The sequence below is a fragment of the Bifidobacterium aemilianum genome (assembly GCF_003315635.1).
GTDB lineage: Bacteria > Actinomycetota > Actinomycetes > Actinomycetales > Bifidobacteriaceae > Bifidobacterium > Bifidobacterium aemilianum.
This window is the reverse complement of the sequence record NZ_PDCG01000073.1, coordinates 1-456: the sequence shown is the minus strand read 5'-3', so window position 1 is coordinate 456 and position 456 is coordinate 1. Positions and strand designations below refer to the sequence as shown.

The following is a 456-nucleotide window of genomic DNA, read 5'->3' as shown; positions in this document are numbered from 1 at the left end:
GCTAGGTACTGCCCGCACCGTCTTCACCGGCGCGGTAGTACTAGCTATCATGATCCTCCCCATCATCACCTCCACCGCCCGCGAAGTCTTCAACCAAACCCCCAAAGGACAAATTGAAGCAGCTCTGGGGCTTGGTGCAACTCGCTGGGAAATGATTAAACTTGCTGTCCTTCCATTCGGACGGTCTGGCCTTATCTCCGGCGCCATGCTGGGGCTTGGCCGTGCACTTGGTGAAACGATGGCACTCTTCATGTTGATTGCCGGTGGTACTTTCGGAGGTTCCCTCTTCGACTCCGGTACTACCTTCGCCACCCTCATTGCACAATCCGCCGCTTAGTTCAAAGACCCACTCTCCACCGGTGCTTACATCGCCGCTGGTCTAGTGCTCTTCGTTCTCACCTTCATCGTCAACAGTAGCGCCCGTGGCGTACTCGCACGGAAGGGGAAGTAAATGTC

1 protein-coding gene is annotated in these 456 nt (G+C 56.1%); it reads left to right on the top strand.

All coding sequences use genetic code 11. The annotated features are described in order from the left end of the window. A partial coding sequence (locus tag CRD60_RS08455; RefSeq protein ID WP_236630932.1) for a PstC family ABC transporter permease occupies positions 1-337 on the top strand: 337 nt, incomplete at its 5' end. Positions 338-456: the final 119 nt, after the last annotated feature.